The sequence below is a fragment of the Dietzia timorensis genome (assembly GCF_020742175.1).
Lineage (GTDB): Bacteria > Actinomycetota > Actinomycetes > Mycobacteriales > Mycobacteriaceae > Dietzia > Dietzia timorensis_A.
In genome coordinates this window covers 1-2930 of sequence record NZ_DYXM01000052.1, presented here as the reverse complement: position 1 = coordinate 2930, position 2930 = coordinate 1, and the positions used below count along the sequence as shown (strand labels likewise).

Annotated in this window: 3 protein-coding genes; all 3 read right to left on the bottom strand. The window is 63.8% G+C overall.

What is annotated here, in order from left to right; genetic code table 11:
* Positions 1 to 384, bottom strand: a 384-nt coding sequence (locus K8V11_RS02640) for an MFS transporter (protein WP_303910662.1), incomplete at its 3' end; no start/stop codon positions are given.
* Positions 385 to 542: 158 nt separating this feature from the next.
* Positions 543 to 1613 carry a nucleoside hydrolase gene (locus tag K8V11_RS02635; protein ID WP_303910661.1) on the bottom strand — a complete coding sequence of 357 codons (1071 nt, stop codon included), beginning with the start codon at positions 1611 to 1613 and terminating at the stop codon, positions 543 to 545.
* On the bottom strand, positions 1607 to 2930 hold a 1324-nt coding region (locus K8V11_RS02630), incomplete at its 5' end, for an SDR family NAD(P)-dependent oxidoreductase (protein WP_303910660.1). The genes K8V11_RS02630 and K8V11_RS02635, both read right to left, overlap by 7 nt.

Genomic DNA, 2930 nt, shown 5'->3' with positions numbered 1-2930 from the left:
CGAGGGCATGATCATGGCGGCGCCAAGAGCCTGAACGGCACGAGCAGCGATGAGCAGTGCCGCTCCCGATGCCATCGCCGCAAGCACACTGCCACCGATGAACACGAGAAGTCCCGCAATGAACAGACGCTTTCGGCCGAACGCATCCGCGAGCTTTCCCGACGATAACAAGAGCGCGGCGAGTACGACCGCGTAGAGGCTATTCACCCACTGCGCCTCGGCGAACTCGAGACCGAGATCGCCGATGATATCCGGTAGCGCGACACCGACAATGGTTCCGTCGAGCACGATCAGCCCAAGCCCGATCGAAAGAACGGCAAGGCCCAGCCAGTCTCTGCGAGACGGCGCACGTTCGTCGCTTACGCGGACAACTTCGGTGTTCATTTCATCTCCAGCGCGGTGGCTCCCGGCCTCGCCGGGCGGTTTCTACTACAACGTCGATTACATCGCGTCTGGACGCATCACACATCGGCCACACCGACGAAACCCGGGTCAATCTTTCGGCTGATTTATCGAGAACTACCAGGCGCTCTGCCAGGCGTTCAGCCGCGAACCCAACGGACGTGACGCGCTTTCCAGTCGGCAAGGATGTTGTCTACACCGGGATGGCCGGGAACCTCAACGAGGATGTCGGCATTGCGTCGGCCGCTCCCATAATCACCACCGCGCCAGCGTTCGGGCTGGAATTCGGCGACGGTCTGCCCACGTGTAAGGCGGTCAGACGTGGCCACGTCGATCCGGGCGGGGGACCAGCGGCCCAGTGCGGGCTGGAGCGCGAGTGCCGTGGCGATCGGGTCATGAACCTTCGCGCAATACCCTTCACCAACCGCGTCGTGGAACTCGAAATAGAAGCGCAGAGCCGCGGCCAGAGCACGGGTTACCGGCGCACCTCGGGTAGCGGAGAGAACCTCGGTGACATCTGCCGGCGAAATGACAGCCGAATCGGTGACGTTCTGTCCGCACCATCGCGGCACCACGGCACTGCCTGCGAATCGCTCGCACACGCGCTGAGCGGCCTCCGGATCGAAGTGCGAATTCCACTCCGCTACAGCTGTAGTGTTGCCGGGATGCCCGCAGAAGGTGCCGCCCATGATCGTCAGACTCGCCAATCTATCGGGGATGCCGCCGTCGAGATCCAGAGCCGCGGCCAGCGTGCTCAGCGGACCGATAACCACGGCGTGCAGCTCGCCTTCGTGGCGAATGCTCAATTCGCTCCACGCTCGCGCACCGTGCATGGATGACGCCGTGCCTTCTGTCCGCGCCAGGGGAGCGTATCCGCGACCGTGTTCGCCGTGGGTTTCCGGCGTGAAGTCGTGCGCGACCTCGATCGGACCAGCCGCACCTTTGAACACCGGGGTCTGATCGGCGCGTGAGCACTCCCGGTCTCGATCGGTGCGTTCGCCGAGTTCGAGCCACGACAAGGCCGAGGACACGCAGTCGTCGACACTCGCATTGCCCGCCGTGGCGATCAGTCCGGCGATATCGATCTCGCCGAATGCCCTGCGTGCGAGAAGGTCGACGATCGCCATCGCATCGTCGATCCCGGGATCGCAGTCAAGGAGGACAACCTTTTTGCCCGCGTGCTGAGTTGCCGAGCCCGCCTCAGTCACCACGGGTACGACTCGAAATCCTTGAGGAACACTCCGTAGACGTCCTCGCCGGCCTCTCCGCGCACGATCGGATCGACGACCCGTGCCGCACCGTCGACCAAATCCAAGGGAGCCCGAAAGCCTTCCGAGGCGAGTCTGGTCTTTGTCGAGTGTGGGCGTTCGTCGGTGATCCACCCGGTGTCCACCGCAGTCATGAGGATGCCGCGTTCGTAGAGTTCGGCCGCGCTCGTTCGGGTCAGCATGTTCAGGCCCGCCTTCGCCATGTTGGTGTGAGGGTGCCCGGCTCCCTTGTACCGACGCGAGAAAACCCCCTCCATCGCAGAGACGTTGACGACATACTTACGCCGGGCCTTCGAGGCTTCAAGGGCCGGTCGCAGCCGGGACAAAAGTATGAACGGTGCCACGGCATTGCAGAGTTGGACCTCAAGCATTTCCAGCGGGGCGATCTGCTCCACCGTCTGGACCCACGAGTTCGAATCCACGAGGTCCGGCAGCAGCCCACCGGCGTCGACCGCAGTTCCCGCGGCGATGCGTTCGAGAGAAGCCGATCCTGCCCTCAGAGCGTCGCCGGCGACTCGTTGCGCGTTCGAGGCTGCAAGAGGAGAAGTGTTCTCCAACGTCGACAACGTGTCTCCGGCCGCCGCTAGCGATGCCGGATGGGCCTGGCTCGTGCGCCCCATCGACACCATCGCCACGTTCTCGGCCTTGCCGGACAGGGGGACGGACTCTCCGTCCACGAGACCCGAATAGGCGCCGGGGGAGCGGCGGACCGTTTGTGCAGCATTGTTAATGAGCATGTCGAGCGGCCCGGCCGCCGCCACTTCGTCGGCGACCGCCGTCACCTGTGCCGGGTCGCGAAGGTCGACGCCCACGATGGTGAGCCGACTACCCCAGTCGTCATAGTCGTCCATCAGCGAGAATCGTCGCGCCGCGTCTCGGGGAAAACGCGTCGTGATGGTAAGAGCTGCACCCGCGCGAAGAAGCATCAGCGCGATGTACATGCCGATCTTTGCGCGTCCACCGGTGAGTAGCGCCCGCTTTCCGCGTAGGTCCATCTTCGGGTCCCGCTTTGCCCTGTTCAAAGCGGCACACTGCGGGCATAGCTGGTGGTAGAAAGCGTCGACCTGGGTATACGGCGCTTTACAAATGTAGCAATCCTGTGGACGCTGCAAGTGTCCCGCGATTTCGCCGGGAACGTCGGACACGAGGCGAATTCCGGCGGTCTCGTCGTCGATACGTCCAGACGAGCCGGTAGCAGTCCGCTCGAGGACTTCTTGGTCGGCCTTTTGACGACTCTGTCGCGCGGCCGCGCGACGCTGT